This window comes from Marinitoga sp. 1135 (assembly GCF_013363245.1).
GTDB classification, from domain to species: Bacteria; Thermotogota; Thermotogae; order Petrotogales; family Petrotogaceae; genus Marinitoga; species Marinitoga piezophila.
Window position 1 is genome coordinate 115,158 of sequence record NZ_LBEZ01000009.1, and the last position, 21,967, is coordinate 137,124.

At 29.7% G+C, this 21,967-nt stretch carries 19 protein-coding genes and 1 tRNA gene; 10 read left to right on the plus strand and 10 right to left on the minus strand.

What is annotated here, in order from left to right:
• Positions 1-2 precede the first annotated feature (2 nt).
• Both XO10_RS05645 and XO10_RS05650 read left to right on the plus strand, forming a co-directional pair.
• Complete coding sequence (locus XO10_RS05645) at positions 3-1,028, plus strand: GntR family transcriptional regulator (RefSeq protein ID WP_075780507.1); 1,026 nt, start codon at positions 3-5, stop codon at positions 1,026-1,028.
• Positions 1,021-4,017, plus strand: coding sequence for a glycoside hydrolase family 38 C-terminal domain-containing protein (locus XO10_RS05650; RefSeq protein WP_075780508.1), 2,997 nt, complete (start codon positions 1,021-1,023; stop codon positions 4,015-4,017). Before XO10_RS05645 ends, XO10_RS05650 begins: the two co-directional genes overlap by 8 nt.
• Positions 4,018-4,072: 55 nt before the next feature.
• Here XO10_RS05650 and XO10_RS05655 read toward each other — a convergent pair whose 3' ends face one another.
• From XO10_RS05655 to XO10_RS05680, 6 genes are all read right to left on the minus strand, one after another.
• Positions 4,073-4,864, minus strand: coding sequence for an energy-coupling factor transporter transmembrane protein EcfT (locus XO10_RS05655; RefSeq protein WP_075780509.1), 792 nt, complete (start codon positions 4,862-4,864; stop codon positions 4,073-4,075).
• Positions 4,865-4,980: 116 nt separating this feature from the next.
• Positions 4,981-5,157, minus strand: coding sequence for a hypothetical protein (locus XO10_RS05660; protein WP_014296604.1), 177 nt, complete (start codon positions 5,155-5,157; stop codon positions 4,981-4,983).
• Positions 5,158-5,282: 125 nt separating this feature from the next.
• Positions 5,283-6,071: a patatin-like phospholipase family protein gene (locus tag XO10_RS05665; protein WP_083635662.1), complete on the minus strand. Its 789-nt coding sequence runs from the start codon at positions 6,069-6,071 to the stop codon at positions 5,283-5,285.
• Between the two features lie 44 nt (positions 6,072-6,115).
• On the minus strand, positions 6,116-7,285 hold the full coding sequence (locus XO10_RS05670; protein WP_075780510.1) for an ATP-binding protein: 1,170 nt from the start codon (positions 7,283-7,285) through the stop codon (positions 6,116-6,118).
• A gap of 566 nt (positions 7,286-7,851) precedes the next feature.
• Positions 7,852-8,691, minus strand: coding sequence for an EamA family transporter (locus XO10_RS05675; RefSeq protein ID WP_075780512.1), 840 nt, complete (start codon positions 8,689-8,691; stop codon positions 7,852-7,854).
• 15 nt (positions 8,692-8,706) lie between these two features.
• On the minus strand, positions 8,707-9,480 hold the full coding sequence (locus XO10_RS05680) for a ZIP family metal transporter (RefSeq protein WP_014296608.1): 774 nt from the start codon (positions 9,478-9,480) through the stop codon (positions 8,707-8,709).
• Between the two features lie 139 nt (positions 9,481-9,619).
• Here XO10_RS05680 and XO10_RS05685 point away from each other — a divergent pair, with 139 nt between their 5' ends.
• The 6 genes from XO10_RS05685 (at position 9,620) to XO10_RS05710 (ending at position 15,520) form a co-directional block, all read left to right on the plus strand.
• Positions 9,620-10,315: a zinc metallopeptidase gene (locus XO10_RS05685; protein WP_014296609.1), complete on the plus strand. Its 696-nt coding sequence runs from the start codon at positions 9,620-9,622 to the stop codon at positions 10,313-10,315.
• 88 nt (positions 10,316-10,403) lie between these two features.
• On the plus strand, positions 10,404-11,054 hold the full coding sequence (gene sdaAB, locus XO10_RS05690; protein ID WP_014296610.1) for an L-serine ammonia-lyase, iron-sulfur-dependent subunit beta: 651 nt from the start codon (positions 10,404-10,406) through the stop codon (positions 11,052-11,054).
• A complete protein-coding gene (sdaAA, locus tag XO10_RS05695) occupies positions 11,051-11,914 on the plus strand; it encodes an L-serine ammonia-lyase, iron-sulfur-dependent, subunit alpha (protein ID WP_014296611.1) in 864 nt (287 codons plus the stop codon). The genes sdaAB and sdaAA overlap by 4 nt, the downstream gene beginning before the upstream one ends.
• A 151-nt stretch (positions 11,915-12,065) precedes the next feature.
• Positions 12,066-12,707 (plus strand): peroxiredoxin, encoded by a 642-nt coding sequence (locus XO10_RS05700; RefSeq protein ID WP_014296612.1) that lies wholly within the window; start codon positions 12,066-12,068, stop codon positions 12,705-12,707.
• A gap of 117 nt (positions 12,708-12,824) precedes the next feature.
• Complete coding sequence (locus XO10_RS05705; protein ID WP_175418303.1) at positions 12,825-15,032, plus strand: HD domain-containing phosphohydrolase; 2,208 nt, start codon at positions 12,825-12,827, stop codon at positions 15,030-15,032.
• Positions 15,029-15,520, plus strand: a complete 492-nt coding sequence (locus XO10_RS05710) for an adenosine-specific kinase (RefSeq protein WP_014296614.1) — start codon at positions 15,029-15,031, stop codon at positions 15,518-15,520. Before XO10_RS05705 ends, XO10_RS05710 begins: the two co-directional genes overlap by 4 nt.
• A gap of 31 nt (positions 15,521-15,551) precedes the next feature.
• Here the strand turns inward: XO10_RS05710 and XO10_RS05715 are convergent.
• Positions 15,552-15,627: transfer RNA gene (locus tag XO10_RS05715), tRNA-Pro, on the minus strand.
• A gap of 110 nt (positions 15,628-15,737) precedes the next feature.
• Here XO10_RS05715 and XO10_RS05720 point away from each other — a divergent pair.
• The gene (locus tag XO10_RS05720) at positions 15,738-17,555 is read left to right on the plus strand and encodes a heme NO-binding domain-containing protein (RefSeq protein WP_014296615.1); all 1,818 of its coding nucleotides are present in this window, start codon (positions 15,738-15,740) and stop codon (positions 17,553-17,555) included.
• 19 nt (positions 17,556-17,574) lie between these two features.
• On the plus strand, positions 17,575-18,372 hold the full coding sequence (locus XO10_RS05725; RefSeq protein ID WP_014296616.1) for a hypothetical protein: 798 nt from the start codon (positions 17,575-17,577) through the stop codon (positions 18,370-18,372).
• A 39-nt stretch (positions 18,373-18,411) separates the two neighbouring features.
• Here the strand turns inward: XO10_RS05725 and murC are convergent, their stop codons facing one another.
• The 3 genes from murC to XO10_RS05740 are packed head-to-tail and all read right to left on the minus strand — an operon-like array spanning position 18,412 to position 21,964.
• Positions 18,412-19,758, minus strand: a complete 1,347-nt coding sequence (gene murC, locus XO10_RS05730) for a UDP-N-acetylmuramate--L-alanine ligase (RefSeq protein ID WP_014296617.1) — start codon at positions 19,756-19,758, stop codon at positions 18,412-18,414.
• Positions 19,759-19,770: 12 nt separating this feature from the next.
• Complete coding sequence (locus XO10_RS05735; RefSeq protein WP_014296618.1) at positions 19,771-20,808, minus strand: glycosyltransferase; 1,038 nt, start codon at positions 20,806-20,808, stop codon at positions 19,771-19,773.
• Positions 20,798-21,964, minus strand: coding sequence for an FtsW/RodA/SpoVE family cell cycle protein (locus XO10_RS05740; protein ID WP_014296619.1), 1,167 nt, complete (start codon positions 21,962-21,964; stop codon positions 20,798-20,800). The genes XO10_RS05735 and XO10_RS05740 overlap by 11 nt, the downstream gene beginning before the upstream one ends.
• Between the last annotated feature and the right edge of the window lie 3 nt (positions 21,965-21,967).

Genomic DNA, 21,967 nt, shown 5'->3' on the forward strand with positions numbered 1-21,967 from the left:
GTATGATACCACTTTATTTGAAAATATCAAATTACCTTGAAACACTTATTTTAAAAGGAAAATATCTCCCTGGAGATAAAATCCCCTCTGAAAATGAACTAGCTGAAGAATTTAACACAACACGAATGACAGTTAGAAAAGCCCTAAGTGAGCTGGAAAAAAAAGGAATAATAACTAAAATTTCTGGTGTTGGGACATTTGTAACAGAAATAAATATTGTTTCAAGAAAAAAAATAGGTATTGTAGTTCAAAATACCAGTATTATATATGGTATTATAAAATTTTGCTCAAAAATTGGAAGCAAATGTTTTGTAATTGAAAGACCTACGACTCTTGAAAAAGAACGTGAGGCATTAAAACAATTACTTTCTATGAATATTGATGGATTAATAATAGAACCAGCTACAACAACATTAGCGAATGAAATATTGAAAGATTTATTAAAAGAAGGTTTCCCGGTTGTATTCGTTGATAGAAATATTGACACCGGATATAATATTCCTGTAATTTTAAATGATAATTATTCAGGTGCGAAAAAATTAGGTGAACATATGAAAAAAATACATAATACTCAAAATGCATTATATGTAATAAGTGAAGATATGTATATATCAAGTGTAAATGAAAGGTTTAAGGGGCTTTCTGCAGGTTTAAACTTTGAACCAGAAATTCTCAAACTACATTCAATAGATGGAGATTACTCCCAACTAAAAAAATATATAAAATATACAGATACTATTTTTTTCTGCAATGATATGATGGCTGTACGTGGAATTTCGACACTTCTAAAACTTGGAATTAAAATTCCTGAAGATATAAAGGTTGTAGGTTATGATGATGATTATGTTGCTCATATTCTTTCACCAAAACTTACAACTGTAAAACAAGATTTAATATTAATTGGCGAAACGGCAGCATCAGTTATAATAAATCTTATAAAAGGAGAAAAAACAGATAAAATACATAGAATAAAATCAGAACTTATTATTAGAAATTCCTGTGGTTGCAAGGAGGCGGAAGATGTATAGAGATAAAGATAAAGAAATAAGCCATTTAAAGCGATTACTTTCTGAATTTTATCCTTATTGCATTATAGAAAGAAAAGAATATATAGGTTGGAAAAATAATGATATAGAAATAACAATTCCCTATACCTGGAAAGGAAATATAGCCTCGTTTGAAAATTTTTTTTCTATATCAGAAAAAAATTTCTATCTACGGGTATGGTGTGGTGGGGAGTCACTTGTTTTAATAGATAATAAACCACATGGAGAAATAAATCCATATCATAGAGAAATAGATCTGACTCCGTTTGCCGATGGAAAAAAACATAAAATAAAAATAGAAACAGTTCCTCGGGGACTATTTGGAACAAAAGAAACAAGTGAATTCAACGAATCTTTTCTTATAAAATACGATATTAATTTTAAAAAAGCTTTATTATATGTATTTAACATAATTCAAATAGCTGAAGAAACCGATGATTTCTATCTGGCTAAAAAATTAATAGATTTAACAGATAATTTTTTGTCTTCAATATACGTACCTCGTGATACACAATTATATCTAAAATCTCTTTACGACAATAAAGCCATTATTGATGAAATAAAGAATATATGGGAACCACCTGAAATTATTCCATTTACTGGTACCAAGGATAATACAAACTTAAAAAATGAATTCCTGGATAAGTTTAAAAAATTTAAAGATTCTATAAAATCACTGTATTTCCCCAAAAATGGAAAAGTAAACCTTATTGGTCATGCACATATTGATTACGCATGGTTATGGCCTATAGAAGAAACAAAAAGAAAAATATTAAGAACCTTCTCAAACGCTGTAACCCTTGCAAAAAAATATCCAGAATTTATTTACACTCAATCTTCAGCAGTTATGTATAAAGATATAAAAGAAATGAATTCTTCACTATATAATGAAATAAAAAAACTTATAAAAAAAGATAAATGGGAACCCATAGGAGGAATGTGGGTTGAATCAGACTGTATGATTCCTTCGGTAGAATCTTTAATAAGACAATTTTATTATGGTCAAAAATTTTTTGAACTTGAATTTGGTAAAAAAAGCTCTGTATGCTGGCTTCCAGATGTATTTGGTTTTTCATGGACCTTACCTCAAATTCTTAAAGAAGCCGGTATAGATTATTTCATAACAACCAAATTAAACTGGAATGAATCAAATAACTTCCCTTATGATTTATGCAAATGGCGAGGGATTGATGGAAGTGAAGTTATATATTACAATTTTAAAAATATGGAAGAAGGTTATAATGGAAAGATTTCAGCTAAATCCATTATAAATACCTGGAAAAACTTTAGAGAAAAAGATAAAAATAATACAATATTATTATCCTTTGGTTATGGTGATGGAGGTGGTGGTCCAACAGAAGAAATGTGTGAAAACTACTATGCATTAAACGACGTTCCAGGAATTCCTGAAATTGCATACAGTAAGATCGAAGAATTTGTAAAAAATTTAAATATTGAAAATCTGGAAACCTGGGATGATGAATTATATCTCGAACTTCACAGAGGAACTCTTACTTCACAATCAAGAACAAAAATCCTTCATAAAAAAAGTGAAGATAAACTGAGAGAAACAGAAATTTTCAATGCATTAACAAATAATGATTTTCAGAAAGAGATAGATAATCTCTGGAAAATACACCTTTATAACGAATTTCACGATATACTTCCCGGTTCAGCAATAAATGAAGTATACAAAAAATCCGAAAATGATTTTTCCTATATACTGGAAACATTAGAAACTATAAAAAATAATATCTTTAAAAACACTTCTTCGGAAAATGATATTTATATATTTAATCCTTCTTCATTTTCTCAATATATCCTGTTTGAAGATGATAATCTATATAAGATTAAAAATAAAGATTATATTGTACAGAAAACTTTTGATGGAAAATATCTCTATTATATTAATGAAAAAATTGATCCATTATCTTCAATAAAATTATCTGTTGAAAAAAATCAAAAAATTGAAAGTTATAAAACTTTTTTCGAGACAACCTTAAGAATTGATATTTTTGATGATGGAACAATAAATATTTATAATAAAAGTAATGAAAAATACCTTTTTAATGAAAAAGGTAATATACTTTATATGTACAAAGACATTCCTTACTATTGGGAAAACTGGGATATAGATCCAAATTATCATAAATCAGCTATAAAATTAAACGCAGAAAAAATTGAAAATATCGAAGATGGTCCTATAAGAAAAGTAATAAAAGTATTATATAGAATTGAAAATACAGAGATAATCCAATATTATATTCACTGGAAACATATAAATTTCATAGAAATAAAAAATAAAATACACTGGCATCACCGAAGAACATTATTAAAAGCTATTTTCCAAACAAATATATTGAGCAGATATTTAACATGTGATATAGACAATGGCTATATTACACGTCCAACACATAAAAATACAAAATTTGAAAAGGCTCGATTTGAATTTATGGCACAACGATGGATAAATATTTCGCAAATAGATAATGGAGTTTCAATAATAAATAATGGAAAATATGGTTATTCTGCAAAAAATAATGAAATTGGTATTTCGCTCATAAAATCAGGAACTTATCCTGATTTTTATGCTGATGAAGGAATACATGAGTTTTCATATGGAATATATCCATCTAATGATATAAAAAGTACTATAATATTATCTGAAAATTTTAATAAACCTCTAAAAAAAATAAAAGGATCTTTATCTTATAACAATTTTATAAAAATTAAAAATAGCAACTTTAAAATTTATGCTTTAAAGAAAATAGATATAAACACTTTTGTTTTAAGATTGGCAGAAGTAATGGGTTCGTCGGGAAAAACAGAACTCTATTTTCCACATAATATAAAAAAGGTATATCTTGCAAATATTTTAGAAGAAAAAAAGAAAGAATTAAAAATTAAAAATGGAGTCCTCCCTTTAATATATAAACCATTTAAGATTTATACGCTTATATTAACCACTTAAAATTAATAATATTTAAGCCTCCTTTTAAAACTTAAAGGAGGCTATTTTTATAAAATTATAAAATAATTACCAAAATTCCTATTGTTATATATGATAATGTAAAAAGTGTATCTTTAAACTTCCAGTTAAACTGTTTATATCGTGTTCTTCCTTCCCATCCATTATAACATCTCGATTCCATAGCTATACTCAACTCATCAGCTCTTCTCAGTGCAGATACAAGCAATGGAATTATAATTGCCACCATACCTTTTAATCTTCCAGAAAACTTCCTTGAATCAAAATCTGCACCTCTGCTCATTTGAGCTTTAAAAATCCTTTCAGCTTCACTTGCCATTACCGGAATAAATCTAATTGCTATAGTCATAACCATGGATAATTCATGTGCAAATGATTTTTTTACCCTGAACCAGATTAAAACATCTTCCATTGCATTTGCCAGCGATGTTGGAGAAGTGGTAAGGGTCAAAACAGAAGATAGCATTATGGCAAAAAATAATCTAAATGTAATAATAGCCGCATTTGATAAACCAACATCTGTAATTTTTATAAACCACAATTGATAAATCACATTACCTTCATAATTAAAAAGTTGAATAACAAAAGCAAAAACAATAAGCATCCACATTGATTTTAAGGATTTACCATACATTTTAAGACCTATTCGAGATAGTAGCATCAAAAGAAAGGTATAAAAAGACATTATTGCAACATCATAAAAACTATTTATGGTAAAAGCAAATCCTGCAAGAAAAAACAAACCTATTAATTTTGAACGTGGATCAAGACTATGCATCAAAGATTCTTTTTCCACATAACGTCCTATAGCTATATTTTCAGAAAACATTATTTACACCACCTGTTATAACATTTACTACATTCTATTTTACTATTTTATTTTATCCTTTGAAGTATTTTTTGTTAAGATTCTATAAAGGAAAAAAATAAAGGCATGAGTTCAACTCATGCCTTTTTTAACTCTTCAATCTTCTTTTCAATTTCTTCTAATTCTTTGTTGATTTCTTCCCATTTTTTATCAAGGTTTTCATCATGTTCATGAGGCCCCATATACTTTTTAATAGCTTCTTTTTCTGATTCTAAAAATTTCTTTCTTTCAAGTAACTTTTCTAATTCACCCATATAAGTCCCCCCTGTTTTTAGTTGTGAAAAAATTCTTTTATCACTTACTAATTTACTCCCCATATTCATTATAACATAATTTTCAAAAAATTACAAATCAATTAATATATCAAAACAAAAATATTTCACCAATTTTTTAAATTTCTTTTTGCGTCCATATATCCCATTTTTATCAATCTTTTTGCATCTTCAGGAGAAAAATTCATAGGTGAGGGAACATTTCCTGAAGGTGTTATAATAACCATATTCTCAGATTTTTTCATATCAAGCATTATTTTAAAAACCAAATCTGCCGGACTATTAATAACAGGAAATACAGCTATCATTCTATCATATCCATATTTTTCTGCTAATAATGCCGGATATACGTTTGAAAAAACGCCTCCATCTGTATATTTTTTACCATCAATTTCAATTGCTCCAAATAGCGGATAACTTGCACTTGCAAAGATATAATCCACCATATGCTCTTTCATATCCTCTTTTTTTAAAAAAACAACCTTAAATTTATCAAGGTTAAAGGTTAAAATCCCATAGTCTATAGGGGATTTGAGAATTTCTTCTTCTGATATATATCCCTTTAAAAATGTATATAACGGTGTTGGATCCAGAATAAATGGTTTAAGATTTGGCGCATGGTTAAATGGATCAAAATCAAATATATCCTCTTTTTTCATAGAAGTCCATAGTTCCTCTATTTCATCTAATCTTCCCATTACAAATCCTGCTCCATTTAAAGCACCAGCTGATACGCCATATACACCATCTATTTTAATATTTTTTTCGACAATATATCTTAAAACACCTATTTCATACGCTCCAGCAGCACCACCACCGCCTAAAACAAGAAGGGTTTTTGAGTATGATATTATCCCTATAATTACAAAAATAAATAATATTATCTTTTTAATAATTTCACCTCGCTTTCAAAAGATATTTTTATTATAATATTCTAAAATTACCATAAAAATCCCAATAACCATAAAGGTATCTTATTCTTTAATGGCAAATCTATATCATCACGAATAACAAAATCCGAATTTTTAATCTTTTTATTTTTCCCACCAACCTCTATTTTTATTCCATTCCACACAAAATCTCCGTCCTGCTCATTCTTTGATGAAAATATTTTTCCTTTTTCTTTTAAAGCAAAAACAGTAAATGCTTCTCTGAAATTACCAATTTCGCCATTATATATATAATAATACGAAGGATCAGCCAGAAATATCTTTTCTCCTTTTGAATTTATTTTAAAATCCTTTTCCTTTAATACTATATTTATTAATTCGGCCTCTTCCATCACATTTAACAACTCATACAGTTTATTTTTGCTTAATTGCCATTCTTTTCCCATTCTTTCCACATTTATTGTAGGAATTTTAGAATATATTAAATATCCTATTATCGCTTTCATTAATTTTAAATGATTTTCTTTTATAGTATTTAAGAAAAAAGGAATATCGCTATATAATGTCTTTTCAAGAATATTTTCCATTTTTTCAACATAATTATTTTCGAGAAAAAACGGACGTGTTCCAGAAGAAGCATAATCCTTAAACAATTTTAAAATATCCATATCTCTTATTTGATTCATAAATCTGTCTTTTTCAATATTAAATGGATTTTCAATCTCCATAATCTCTTTATTTGTTAAAAAATGTATATACTCCCTAAAAGATAATAACGGTATTCTAACCTTTACAAATCTCCTTGAAAGGTCAGCTATTCCTGTTCTAAGAATAATAGAACTACTATCGCTTATCCATATTTTCTTATCAGGATACGAATCATACAATGCCTTTATATGTATACTCCATTTATTTAAATAATGCACTTCATCTATTATTATTCCATTATATCCCTGCAGAAAAACCTTTTCTCCAAGATCAAACAATGGAATAGCCGCTACTTTCGGATCATCACCAGATAGATAAAAAAAATTATTTTCCGCAGCCTTCATAAGCAAATATGTTGTCTTTCCAACACCACGCGGCCCATATAATAACATCCCTCTTGTATCATCATATTTTTCTATTTTTTGAAAATACAACCTTTTTTTTTCAGGCAATGCATTTAAAAGCCTTTCTTTTTTCAATTCAAGCTGTTCAATAACATCTTCTATTTCCATTTTCTCACCTCCGTTCTCTTCCAATACTTATTATATCACAATTCGTATCATTTTAATACTATTTTTGATATTATTTTTATTTATCGTATTAATATAGAACGATTTTTATAATAAATCGTTCTGTTTTGATACGAAGCGAAACTATAAATCATTGAAAAAAAATTAAAGTTCTTTTTTATTTTAAATTAGATATAAAAAATAGAAATAATAATATGAGAGAAGGCTTGAAAATTCCCGAAGAGAAACAATTATGATTGAGAAAAATAAAAACGAACGAAAACTCGCAGGTTGCCCGAGAAAATCACGAATGGAGGCTGTCAAAAAAACAGGATGTTTTTTTGAGCGCAGCTTCTGCAGGGATGCAGAATCTAAGCGACAGCCGGGAATGAGTGATTTTCGAGGATCAGCAACCAAGTCGTTTGAGGGAGTTTTTATTTTTCTCAATCAACAACAAAAAAGACGAACATGGATGTGAGTCTGCAACGACCCCTGAGAACGAGCAATTTTCGAAGATTAGCACTCAAGTCGCATGAAAGAGCTTTTATTTTTTCCAACACAAAGAAACTTCAAAGGTAAATTATAAATGCTCCCAATATCAAAAATACCGTTCCAACAATTCTAATAGCAATCCTCTCCCCAAAAACAAACCTCGCCATTATCGCTGTAACCAACGCCGACAACATAGAAACAGGTTCTGCAATACTTATATCAATATATCTAAACATATTCAACAATGCCACATAAGAATATGCATTAGAAATTCCGCCGTTTATAAGTGGAAATATCTTTCTTTTCACAATAGAAATATGCGGTTTTATTGATTTAAACTTTATCAATGTAAAAATTAAAAAATACGTGCTAACAATTAAATATATGCTTATAGAATAACTCATAGAATCTATACCTTTTGCAAAATAACCATCAAAAGTCCTTCCAATTGCCATAAGCATGGAAGAAATCAACATGGCAACAGCGCCTTTACTCTTTAGCAGATTTTTATAGGATTCCTTCATATTTACATCCTTTTTTAAATAAGAAACACCATAGAGCATAAATAAGCTTCCAAAAATCTTTTGAATAGTTATTGGCTCTCCTAAAAATATAAATGTTGTAATTATTAAAAAAATAACGTTCATATTATAAAGTGGCGCTATAACAGAAGCGTCCTCATTAGCCAATGCATAAACGTATAAATAAAAAGAAATTGCATAAATACTTCCACTTATCAGCGCAGCAATTATAGAATCTATTGTTAATTTATAAAAAAACGGAAAAAAGGATAAAAATGAAAAAAAGAAAAACGCCCATGAAGAAATGAGCGCATCATCATCTGTTGTTATCTGCTTTCCTGCTATTCTCTCATATCCCAATAATATAATCCTTATTGCAGTCCATAAATACACCATATTTATCTCCTTTTCTTATCCTAAAGCATTATCTAAAATCATCATTACAAGAAATCCAAATATAAGAGAAAAGGTTGCAGCTCTTTCATTATTGTGAGCATGTGTTTCAGGAATAATTTCATCGCTAATAACATAAAGCATAGCTCCTGCAGCCAATGCCAAAAAGAACGGTAAAGCTGGTTTCATTAAAACAATAAATGTTGCTCCAATTATTCCACCTATTGGTTCTACAAAGCCAGAAAAAGCTGAATACCAGAATGCCTGTTTCTTAGTATAGCCTGCTTTTATAAACGAAACAGCTGTTGCTGTTCCTTCGGGAATATTCTGAATTCCAATGGCTGTTGCAACTACAATACCATTTTTTATCATCTCTGTGGTTCCACCACCAAAACTCACACCAACAGCCATTCCTTCCGGAAAATTATGTAATGTAATAGCAATTACAAATAACCATACCTTTTTTACCACAGCAAGATTTGGACCTTCATGACCTTTTAAAAAGTGTTCATGTGGAGCATATGTATCCATTAATTCAAGAATTATTGCACCTATAATAATTCCAATTACTGTTATTGTAATACCTCCAAACTCTATAGCCGGAACAATCAAGGAAAACATAGTAGCTGCAAGCATAACACCAGCAGCAAACCCCAAAGCCATGTCCAGCTGCTTTTCTGTTAGCGTTTTTTTCATAAAAAATATTGGCAATGCTCCCAGAGAAGTTGCCGCTCCCGCAATTAAACTTGCAATTGTACCATAACTCCAGACTTGAAATCCTGTTAATTCCATTTTCTCACCTCTCTTTTCATTTTTATTATATACTAAAATATTATTTTTATCAACAGAAATATTATGATATAATATATTGAACATATTAGCGATTTTTATGTCTAAATTATCTGGAAAAAATAACGGAGGTGGTTTATAGATGTTCTATCCATTTTGGCTTGATCCTACTTTTATAATTTTATTGCCAGGACTAATTTTATCTATTATAGCTCAAATGGCTGTTCAAAGTACTTTTTCAAAATATTCGAGAGTAATATCTTCAACAGGAGAAACTGGCGCTGAATTTGCAACGAGAATGTTAAACAACCTTGGATTATATGATGTTCGTGTTGAAGCTGTTTCTGGATTTTTAACCGATCATTATGATCCAAGAAACAAGGTTCTAAGATTATCTTCTGCAACATATTCAAGTCGTTCTGTTGCAGCATTGGGAGTTGTAGCCCACGAAGTTGGTCACGCAATACAACATCAGGAAAATTATTTACCTTTAGTATTAAGAAATTATTCTGTTCCATTTGCCTCTATTGGTTCTAACTTATCATGGATTATATTTATAATTGGATTTTTATTTTCAAGTCCTGCATTAGTTCAAACTGGTATAATTTTATTTTCATTTGCTGTATTGTTTACAATAATTACATTACCTGTAGAGTTCAATGCAAGTGCAAGAGCAATAAAGATTTTACCTATGATGGGAATGCCAACATCTGAAGTTGTTCACGTAAAAAAGGTTCTTGGTGCAGCAGCTATGACATATGTTGCTTCAGCAGCAATGGCAATTTTGCAATTATTAAGAATGCTAATGCTCGCAGGTTTAATGGGAGATAGAGATTAAAATAAAATTAGAATAAAAATACCGCCATTTAAAAATGGCGGTATTTTTTATGATATAATTATTATATATTATTAATCGAGGTGATAGCATGGGAATGCTTGACGTAGTTGGACCTGTAATGGTTGGCCCTTCCAGCTCACATACACTTGGTGCATTAAAAATAGCAAGATTTGCTCACAAATTATTTGGTGAAAAACCAGATAAGGTTATTTTTTATCTTCACGGGTCATTTGCCCAGACATATTTAGGACATGGTACAGACAGAGCTTTAATCGCAGGAATTTTAGGATTAAGAGAATATGATTACAGAATCAAAGATGCTTATAATCTCGCTAAAAAAGAAAATCTTAATTATTCTTTCGTAAAAACAGACCTTGGAGATGTTCATCCAAATACCGTTTTAATAAGAATGGAAAAAGAAGGAAAGGTAAATGAAGTCCAGGGTGCCTCAATTGGTGGTGGTGCAATTTTAATCACAAAAATTAATGGCGTTGAATGTGAATTAACAGGAGATTATAATACATTAATCATTGTAAATAAAGATAAAAAAGGAGCTCTTGAAAATATTTTGGGCGTGCTGGAAGTAAATATAGCTAATTTATACTTAAAACGAACAAATATTATAGAAGGAAAGGCTTTAACCATTCTGGAATTAGATGAAATTCCTTCAAACCTTGAAAAACTAAATAATCTCGATTGTGTTTTAAGATACTTTTATATTGGAAGTGATAAGGAATGACATTTAAACAAATACTTGAAATGTGGAAAGAAACAAATATCCCTTTTGATGAAATTGTTCTCACAGAAGAAATGGTTGAAACTGGAATTGATCCTGTTGATTTAAAAAATAACATGAGAAAAATAGTTCAGGTGATGATTACAGAAGCAGAAAAGAATTATGGTAAAAAACACGAAAGTTTAACGGGATTAACAGGCGAAAATGCTCCAAAACTGTTAAATCACACGCCAAAAATGCTAAGCGAATTTAATTATGTCGCAACTATTACGGCAATTTCCACAGCAGAAAATAATGCAGCAATGGGAAGAATTGTAGCCTGTCCAACAGCTGGTGCATGTGGTGTAGTTCCCGCCTCATTATATGCATTAAAAAAGGTTTATAATGCCACAGAGGATGAACTGTTATCCTCTTTTATAGTTGCCGGAGCTATTGGCAGTATCATCGCTAAAAAAGCCACTATTTCCGGTGCTGCCGGTGGCTGTCAGGCCGAAATTGGAACCGCTGCAGCTATGGCATCAGCAGCTTTGACTTATTACTTTTCAAAAGATGCAGAAAAGTGCGGCAATGCAGCAGCATTAGCTCTAAAATCATTAATGGGACTTGTTTGTGATCCAGTAGGTGGATTTGTTGAAGTGCCATGTGTAAAAAGAAATGGCTCTGCTACAAATGTCGCTATTGTTGCTGCAGAAATGGCATTAGCAGGTATTGAAAGCGTTATTCCATTTGATGAAGTTGTCGATGCAATGTATAAGGTAGGAAAGATGATGCATGAAGATTTAAGAGAAACAGGAAATGGCGGAATTGCCGCAACACCAACTGCACAAAAATTAGTTCTTGAAATAAAGAAAAATTGGAAATAGCTACTCAAAAACGCGAATACATCTATGTAATTTTTAAGTTACTTAGATGTATTCTTTTTTTTACCTGAAATCATTGACAAATCTAAAAAATAAATGTATAATAAAAATGTAATCATTACAAAATTAAAAAACTAACACGGAGGTGTTTAAAATGGCAAATATACCATTAATAGGAGAAAAGTTTCCAGAATTAGAAGTTGTTACAACACACGGAGTAATGAAATTACCTGAAGCATTTAAAGGCAAATGGTTTGTATTATTCAGTCACCCTGCAGATTTCACACCAGTATGTACAACAGAATTTGTAGGTTTTCAAAAAAGATATGATGAATTCAAAAAATTAAACACAGAATTAATAGGATTAAGTATTGACCAGGTATTCTCACACATTAGCTGGATTAACTGGATTAAAGAAAAATTAGGTGTTGAAATTAAATATCCTGTTATTGCAGACGACAGAGGAATTGTAGCTGAACAGTTAGGATTAATTCATGCTGTAGGTAGTCACACAGTAAGAGCTGTTTTCATTGTTGATCCTAACGGAATTGTAAGAGCAATTATTTATTATCCACCAGAATTAGGAAGAAATCTTGACGAAATTATTAGAGCAGTTAAAGCTTTACAAATTTCAGATAAATCAAAAGCAGCAATGCCAGCAAATTGGCCAGAAAATGAATTAATAGGCGATAAAGTTATTATTCCACCAGCAGCTGATGTAAAAACAGCTGAAGAAAGATTGAAGAATTACGAAGGATACGATTGGTGGTTTGTTTATAAGAAACTTGAAGATTAATCAAATAGCGTTTTACAGTAATTCATCCCCTAAATAGAATGAAACATTGGGCTTCCTGTAACAGGAAGCCTTTTTTTGTGTTATAATTAAATAAAGAAAAATTACGAGGTGGATATAATGAAAACACTTGAAAGATCCTTTATAAAACTTGTAACCATATACTATTTAATACCTTTTTTATTAATAGCTTTGTATTTATCAATTAATACATATAACAAAGATATATCCTTCAAAACAACAGTGATAGAAACAAAGATAAACAATTTAAAAAGTGTAATAGAACTTGTTTTAGAAAGCAAGATGACCATCATTGACAATCTTGCCGAAAATATAAAAGAAGGAGCTTCTGATATAAAAACCATTTTAAATGGAACGTATATAATTAATTCACCAGATTTACGATTAATATATTTTGTAGATAACAAAGGTAATCTCACAGTGGCTCCACAGATTGAAATACCAGAAAATTTTGATTTTAAAAAAACAAAATGGTATCAGACAGCTTTAAAAGAAGGTTTTTCTCTCACAACCTCCTTTGAAGATCCTGAAAAAACAAAAATGGTTGTAACTCTCTCAAAAGCTATTTATGATGATAATAACAATTTTTTAGGCATTATATCTCTTGATATGACTTCTGAAAAAATGAAGAAAATTCTTCAAAAATTTGATCTATACAAAGATGAAAATCTTTATATTATAAATACAACTGGAGATGTAATATTTAATAACGTTGATAAAAAACTTAAATTCGATATAGATTTTAAAACACTTCCAGATGATACAAAAATAATAAATTCAAATGGAAAAAAAATGTACTATACAAATATTAAAAACAGACTTTTTGTAATATATGTATTTGATAACGTTGCAATCATTAAAAATGCTTTAATAAAATCTGTTGCGTATTTTATAGTTTTCCTTTCTTTTGTACTAATTGGTTCTTATTTTATCCAGAAGCATTTAAAGAAAAATATTGTTATACCTTTAGAATCGCTTTCAAATACAATGCAGGGATTTGTTAAAGATATTAATAAGAAAAAATTTGGTGGTTTTAGACTACCAAAAACAGATATACAGGAAATTAATGATATAATCGTTTCTTTTAGAACACTTTCCAGCACAATTATAGCAACAACTACAAATATGAATCTATTAAATGACCAACTTAAACGAATTTATAAGGTTACACAGGATGTAAATAGATTCTTCTTTAAATTTATCGATATAATTATTTCACTGGATAAGAAAGATTTAACAATTGAAGAGTTCTTTGAATCAACTCTGGAAATATTAATATCTCAAATAAAAGAAGCAAAATATGGAAGCATCTCTATTTTACAGGGAAATAAATGGAAATATATTGCTGCAGTTGGGCATGATATTGAAAAATTAAATGAATTAAATCTCGAAAATTCTATTGATTTGCATTTTGAGGAAAAAGTAAATATTATAAGATATAATGAAATGTTTGAATATAACAAAAAAATATTAAACGAAGAAGAATTTAAAAAATTAAAAGAAGCTACCAAACCATTTAAAGAAGCTATGACATATATAGGCAATCTTGAATGTTGTAAATTAATGATTTCCGTAGAAATCCCTGAAGAAGAAAAGATCAGATTTTCAGCAGAAAGCAGAGAAATATTTACAGCATTTATTGTATTATCAAAAATATTTATAGAGCAAAAATTTGAAATTGAAAAAATCGAAAAAATTTACTTTAAATTTGCTCAAAAACTTGCTTCTATCGCAGAAGGGCATGACGACGTTACCGGAAAACATATATTTAGAGTTGGTAAAATTTCCGCATTTATTGCTAAAAAAATGGGCTTTGACGATAAAACCGTTGAATTATTTGAAAAGTATGCTCCTTTACACGATATTGGTAAAATATACGTTCCACATGAAATATTAAATAAAGAAGGAAAATTAACTGACGAAGAATTTGAAGAAATGAAAAAACACACCATTTATGCCAAAAAACTTTTAGATGATGATAAACAATTTAAATTTGCACTTAATATAGCTCTTTATCATCATGAAAATTGCGACGGAAGCGGATATCCATATGGATTAAAATGTGAGGAAATTCCTATAGAAGCCGCAATAGTAAAGGTTGTAGATGTATATGATGCCCTTCGTGCCAAAAGGCCATATAAACGTGCATTTTCACATAAAGAAGTTATGAAGATAATTACCCAAGGTGATAATAGAACCAATCCAACTGACTTTCATAAAGAAGTATTAAAAGTATTTATCGAAAATGAAAAAGAAATAGAAAAATTATGGGATGAAATAAATAACAGCGGAGGTGAAGAGGTTTGAGCATTAATATTGAAGCAGTTGATATTAAATTTCCAGAAGATTGTAATGTTATTGTTGGGCAATCTCATTTTATAAAAACCGTTGAAGATATTTATGAAAAAATAGTAACAACAAACCCGGGAATGAAATTTGGTATTGCTTTTAATGAAGCAAGCGGTCCAAGATTAATTAGATTTGACGGTAATGATGAAGAATTAATCAATGTTGCCATTGAAAACGCTAAAAAGGTTGGCGCTGGACACTTTTTCATTATAGTATTAAGAGATGGATATCCTATAAACATACTTCCTGGATTAAAACAGGTTCAGGAAATAGTAAATATCTTTGCAGCAACAGCTAACCCTTTACAGGTATTAGTTGCTGAAACAAATTCAGGAAGAGGAGTAATAGGTGTTGTAGACGGTCAGCCTCCTCTGGGAGTTGAAGGAGAAGAAGACAAGAAAAAAAGATGGGAATTCTTAAGAAATATAACAAAATATAAAAGGTGAGGCCTTAAGGCTTCACCTTTTATATTTAATCTGGTCGGGGCGACCGGAGTCGAACCGGCGACCTTCAAATCCCGAATTTGACACGCTACCATCTGCGCTACGCCCCGAACTATAATAAAATTTTAGCATATAAATTATATCATAAAAAGCAAAAAATGTGATATAATTATTAAGAGAAAGTGAATTTAAAAAGATAAATATGAATGGAGGAAAAGTCATGAAAAGATTGTTGGTTTTCACATGGATTGAAACATGGGAAAAGCTTTTTGGAGAAGATACTGTAAAAAAAATTCTCGAAAGAAATAATGTTAATATCAATGAAAAAGGATCCCCGCTTGAAGATTTTGATGAAAACTTACTGGAAAAAATCATCAGGGAAATTGCAGACTCTGCCGGCATTAGTCGATTTGAAATGATGAAAAGAACCGGAAAGGCCAATATACAAACATTCTCAAAATGGTATCCTTTATTCTTTAAAAAACCAAATGCTTTATCTTTTTTAGCAGCCATGGACACAGTTCATTTATTACTTACACGAAGGCTTAAAGGTCTTGTCCCACCAAGAATTATATTTGAACCAATAAAAGAAAATAGTGCATATCTTACATATAAATCCAGAAGAAACTTTCAACCATATTTTCTTGGTTTAATCGATGGCGTCTCAGAATATTTCAACGAACGAGTTGAAGTTGAAAAAATCGAAGAAAAACAGGAAGATGGTATGAATGTTTTAAAGGTGAAAATCACAGGTGAAAAACCTTATGTTCGAATTGAAAAAATGTCTATTTTCAACACTATCTCTTTAGGATTAATAAAAACATTTGAAAATTTATTTGTAATACTAATACCATTATTTGCATTTATTGTTTCTTATCTTTCTTTTAAGTTTATAAGCAACGATATTATAGCCGGTATTGTAACAGCAGTTATTTTAGGAGCACTTTCCTATATAGGGGTCTTTGATTATAAAAAAGGAAGAAAGATTATAAAAGACATATTTGAAAATTACAAAAAAAGGAATTTCGATTATCCTGTTGTTGTAAAAGGTGCAAAAGAAATATCAGAAATTACCGATGAATTTTATGAATTAACCGATGAACTCAGAAAAATTTTACTTGGTGTTACCGGTGATGTGCAGGAAATCGAAGGCTCTGTAGATAACGTTACTAACTCAGCACAAAATCTAAAAGATTTAATAGATACCATGCGTGACCTTGCACAACAGGTAGCAGATACATCCGTCCAAATTAGTTCTGATACGGAATATGTTTCAGAAGCTATTAATTCAAACGTTGACACATTATCAGAAATAGTTGTAAAAGAAAGCGATATGGTTGGTTCATTAAATGAAGCAGTAAATTCTATTATGGACTCAGCTAAAAACGTTGAAGAATCTTCCATAGGTATTTTTGAAATGAGCAAAAGATTTAAAGAGCTTGTTGATTTAGGCGATACACTTCAAAATGAAGCAGAACAAATCAAAGAAATTGCAGCAACAGTTATGAATATTGCAGAACAAACAAACTTACTGGCGTTAAACGCTGCTATAGAGGCTGCAAGGGCAGGAGAAGCTGGAAAAGGCTTTGCAGTTGTTGCAGATGAAATTAGAAAACTTGCAGAAGAATCTAAAAAATCCGCAAATAACATATCCGAATTCCTCGGTTCAGTTTCAAATGGTATTAACGATTTAACGACAAAACTCACAAGTGAGTTTGAAGAAATGAAATCACAATCAGAACAGTTAAAGAAAAATTCTGATGAAAATAAAGCAGCAAGTGAAGAGATATCTCAAATTGCCGAAGAAATTTCCGTTCTCATTACACGTTTAAAACAGGAAGAAGAAAAACTGGAAAATACCACTCAAAATATAGAAAGTTTATTGGCTATTTCAGAAGAAAGTGCAGCCACAGCACAGGAAATCAGCGCATCTATACAAAACTTCTTATTTAATACCAAAGAGATACTTGAAGAAGTTGATAAAATCGGCGGTTACATAAAGATACTTTATGACAACTTTGAAGGTATTAATATATAGGAATTAAGGGGGAAATTATATGGAATACAACAAAAATTTAATTTATCAATTAGCAATTTATTTAGGAACACCATCATTCTATAATCTTCTTGGCGATTTATTAAAGGATGAATCAAAAAGCGAAAAGGTTGTTATTGTAAGAGCAGAAAGAGACAAATGGATAATTCTTGACGCAAAAGGTTTTGCACCAGAAAAGCTAGCATATGATTCATTAGAAGAACTATTGATAAAATTAGAAGATGTAAACATGCATAAATTCCCATTTAACACATATGTACTATTTGACGGACAATTTGAAGATAAGGCTATATTAAGAATTCTTATGATGCTATTTGAAAAAGAAGCTGAACTATACGAAAAGTATAGACTTGAAACAATTATTGATAGATTATCCTATCAGCTGGCAGGGCTTGAAAATCTAATTAAATACCTTTCAAAACAAATAAAGGAAGAGGATTTTGTTGAAGCTATACTTGGAAGTCTTTCTGAAATGTTCTTCTCTACAGTTGCTGTATATAGTCCAGAAAAACAATTAATAAAAAAAGTTGGAAAATTAACTGTTCCTGATGAATTAGAACTCTTTGAAGGTATGAATCTCGAAAAAGGTGACGGATACTATACCTTTAATTTCACCGAAGAACAAAAACTATATTATGATGTATTCAACATAAAATGCCTTTTACCATATTTAAAACATGGAGAATTAAAATATATTTATGTAATTTCAAGAGACACACCTTTTGAAAAGGAAGAAACAGAAATTCTTGAAACAATAAAAAGAATTACACAGTTTTTCTTTGAAGAAAATGCTATATAACATAAAAAGAGGATTCCTGAATTGGAATCCTCTTTTTATTTATGACACTGCGTTTTCATATTTCTTTTCAAATATTTTGCTTATCTTTTTTGCAACGTTGGTAATATCCCCTGCACCCAGGAATAAAAATACACCGTTTTCAATATCAAGTATCCTATCAATCATTTCATTTTCAGAATCTACAAATTCAGAGTCAGTTATTAACTTCGCCATTTTCCTTTCATCTACACCATCAATAGGATCTTCAAAAGCTGAATAAATCCTATATACAAAAACTTTATCCGCATTTTCAAGAACCTGACTAAACTTTTTATAATTTCTAAATAACCTTGTATATCTATGTGGTTGAAAAATCGCTATTATTGGAAAATCTGGAAAATACTCCTTTGCCGCTTTTATAGTATATTCAACCTCTTCTGGTGTATGTGCATAATCATCAACTACAAATATATGGCTATTTTTAAATAATACATTAAACCTTCTATTTACTGAATTAAATGTTTCAAGCGCCTTTTGAATCTTTTCAAATGAAATTCCATGTTCTAAGGCATATGCAACTGCAGCTATTGCATCATATGCATAATGTATTCCTGGAAGATTTATTTTTATCATTCCAACATATTTATTTTTATAATTAACCTCAAATGTTTGATAATACCCATGTGGCTGTCTATTAAAGAAATAATAATCAGATTTATCGTCCGAACCAAAAGATACCACTAAATTATCATTAAAAACATTCAAAATGGAATCATCGCCATTTAATAATACAAAGTCCTTTGCATGTGAAGCATGGGTATATATAGAATCAATAAGATTTTCAAATGAATTATTATAATGTTCAAGATGATCAGGTCTGAGATTGGTAATTATAGAAACATCTGTAATGGTATTTCTTATAAAACCATCGCTTTCGTCAACTTCACTGATAATAGGACCTGTTCCCATTCTAAAATTTCCATCTTCAAGATTATCATGTATTCCACCAAGAAATACCGTAGGATTACATCCAGATTCCTTTAAAATATGGGAAATCATCGCAGTAGTTGTTGTCTTTCCATCAGTTCCAGTAATACCAATACTATAATTGGTTTTTAATATATAATTCAAATATTCCATTCTATTTAGAATAGTTATATTATTTTTTTGCGCATATAAAATTTCAGGGTTATCAGATTTTATAGCGGTGCTTTTTATTACTAAATCTGCATCTTTTACATTTTCTTCAGAATGTCCTATAGAAATATCTATATCTTTATTCTTTAAATATTGTGTCCTTTCGCTATTTGCATTATTGGAACCAGCTACATCATAACCCTTATATTTTGTATAAAGAGCTAATGAACTCATCCCTATACCGCCAATTCCAGAAAAGAAGTATTTCATTTCAGGTTCCTCCTATTGAATTTCATTCAAAATTTTTTTAGCTATAATTGAACCGGGGTTTTCCTTATTTATTGTATAATCATTTCTTTTTTTAAATAAACGTATTATATTTTTTATTTTATCAAGTTCAACCTCATCCTCTTTAAAAACATGGATATCATTTTTGAGATTTTCAAGGTTTTTCGCATTTAAATATTGCTGATTCTCTGCAGACTGCCCCCAGGGTATAATTATAGCAGATAATTCAAAAAAATCAATCTCTGATAATGAAGTTGCTCCTCCTCTACATATGACAAAATCACTTATAGCTAAGTATTCATGCAATTTATCTACATATTCAAAAATTCTCACATTTGAAAATTTTTCTTTAATATTTTTTGAAACATGTAGGAAATTTATATCCTTTATTTCATTATAAACCTTAATCATCATATTGTCAATAAACTCAGAACCTAAACTTCCACCAAAAACAACTCCAAACTTTTCTTCCGGATTAAAACCCAGGTTTTCCAAAAGTCTTTTTCTATCAACATTTTCTGGAATTCGAATAGGATTTCCGCTATATATACTTTTCTCAGGGTATTTATTCCCTATAGTCTTTTCATAAGATAAAAATATCTTTGACGCATACTTACTTAAAACTTTATTAGCAATCCCCATTATACTATTCTGTTCAAGTAAAAAAATGGGAATATTCAAATCTTTAGCTGCCATCCCAACTGGAACTGTAACATACCCTCCAGTTAAAACAACAAAATGTGGTCTTATTCTCTTCAAATATCTTTTAACTTTAAGATAATTAATAAAAGTATTGCTTAATACATAAATATTTTTTAAGGAATATAAAGGCCTTTTTAACCCATAAACCTTTAAAGGTATCATATTAGCCTCTGGCAAATCTTCTGGAACTTTATAATAATCAAGTCTATTATATATAGTAAAATATGTTAAATCTAAATCAACAATCTTTTTGAATTCATTTATTAAAGATAATGCCGGATAATAATGACCACCAGTACCGCCACCAGAGAAGACAACTCTATACTTCATCTATTTTTTCCACCTTTTCAAGATTAGTTTGTGTTTCATTCTGTTTTTCAGGATTATTTCTAATAATTTCATAAAAAACCATTCCCATAATATATCCAATGGAAACAATAGTAATCAACAATGAAGAATTACCATAGCTCATAAGCGGCAAGGTTATTCCAGTAGTTGGCAACAAACCAACTGAAACACCAACATTTACAAAACTCTGAATAAATATCCAGAATGCAAAAACAACCATAAAACTCTTTGCAGCCTGATTCTTTATATGATATGACATTAAAATCAATTCCCTTGAAATTAAGAAATAAAGGGTTATTATCATAATAATTCCAAATTTTCCCCACTCTTCGCCAATAACAGCAATAATAAAATCACTATAAGAATATGGCACGGTATATTTTTCCTCTCCAATAAATGTTCCTGAGCCAAAAAAACCACCATTGCTAATTGCATCAAGAGATTGTTGTAACTGATAATTTTCCTCTTTATTCTTAAACTTTTCTATACGCTCCTGCTGATATCCATGTAAAATATCAGTATTTAAAAAAATCAAAACCCCTATAACCAAAAGCAAAAATATAGTTAAATAAAAATGTATATTTCTAACTCCATTTATATAAATAGTTAATAAAGCAAGAAAGAATATCAATAATGACGTACTTAAATCAGGTTCAAGAAAAATTAAACCCACAGTTAATATGGTTATAGCCATTGGAATAACAATTCCATATAAAAATGTATTCTTCTTCTCTTTTATCTTATAAAAATACCATGAAAGATATAAAGGCAAATATAATTTCATAAATTCTGACGGTTGAAGCTGAAAACCTGCAATAGTTATCCATCTTCGAGTTCCATTAATTGGAGTTTGAGTTAATGCAAGAACCAGTAATGCAACAAAAAACAAAAACAACGCATTCATTAGATGTTTTCCTCTGGTAACAAAACTGGAAAACAGAAATGCAAATATTCCTAACACAGCAGAAATACCTATTGTCATAACATGTTTTTGAAACATTCTATCTATCTGTGCAGATGAAAAAGTGTATTCCATTGCATTTAAAGAACTATATACAAAAAACGTTCCCAATATTAATGCCATTCCAATATATAATATAAACAACAAAGCCCTGCTTTTTAATACATTTATTTTCACATT